The organism is Roseomonas sp. TAS13 (assembly GCF_001950415.1).
Taxonomy (GTDB): domain Bacteria; phylum Pseudomonadota; class Alphaproteobacteria; order Acetobacterales; family Acetobacteraceae; genus Roseomonas; species Roseomonas mucosa.
This window is the reverse complement of record NZ_BDLP01000706.1, coordinates 1-991: the sequence shown is the minus strand read 5'-3', so window position 1 is coordinate 991 and position 991 is coordinate 1. Positions and strand designations below refer to the sequence as shown.

Here is a 991-nt window from a genome sequence, read left to right as displayed (position 1 = left end):
GCCGGCGGTGGCGGGGTCGGCCGCCAGCCGGACCTCGTAGCCGCCGGTGGCCTCGAGAACGATGAGCGCGGGCGACAGGCCGGCCAGGACGGTGGCGACCTGTGCGAGGCCGGCCTCGTCGTGCGGCAGTCGGATCAAACCCGGCAGCCCAGAGCTGGCTGAACAAATGTCGTCTCTCCCGCATCAGGCCCTCAAAAGCGGCCGTGCCGCTTTCGGCCCGACCCTGCCGTTGCGCACGAGCCCAAAAGGCGCCCCTCTACGTAGGCCTGCAGGGATCGAGCGGACGGTCGGGCCCAATGCCCCGCGGGGCCGGGTTCCGGCTGTTTCAGCCGCTCTGGGCAGGCACCCAGGCACGATAATCTACCGTTATCGTGCCCAAGGGGCGGAGAGGGGCGGATTGCCACGGGCGGGCCGGTCCGGGCACACTGACGATGGCCGGAGCGGCGGGCGCTGGGGGCGTTCTCTGGACCGGCAGACGAGGGCAGGGGCTCGGGGGGACGAGTCCCCGTTTTTGTCCGATAATAGCGGCCTGGCGAATTTTGCTAGCATTTGATAGCATGCTGTGTGGAACGAGGGGGACGGCATGGCAAGCTTGTTGATCCGGAATGTCGACGAGGCCCTGCGCGACCAGCTGAAGGCGCGGGCGCGTCGGCACCGCCGCTCCCTTGAGGAGGAGGCGCGCGAGCTCCTGCGCGCCGCCATCGCCCGCGAGGCCGCGGGCCGCGAAACGCTGCCCGCCATCGCCGCGCGCCTCTTTGGCCCCGAACACGGGATCGACCTCGCCCTGCCGCCACGCACCGCGGAGCGGGAGCGGCCGCCGCTCTTCGGCGGCGAGGCGCGGTGATCCTCCTCGACACCAACGTCGTCTCCGAACTGATGCGGCCGCATCCGGACGCCCGGGTCATGGGCTTTCTGGCCGCCCGGCCGCTGGAGACGCTGTTCCTGCCGCTGTCTCTTGATCACATCTACGCACAGCTCCACCGTAAGGCGA

Annotated in this window: 1 protein-coding gene; it reads left to right on the top strand. The window is 70.3% G+C overall.

Going from position 1 to position 991, the window contains the following annotated elements:
* Positions 1–595: 595 nt before the first annotated feature.
* The gene (locus ROTAS13_RS24995; protein WP_252572787.1) at positions 596–844 is read left to right on the top strand and encodes a FitA-like ribbon-helix-helix domain-containing protein; all 249 of its coding nucleotides are present in this window, start codon (positions 596–598) and stop codon (positions 842–844) included.
* Positions 845–991: the final 147 nt, after the last annotated feature.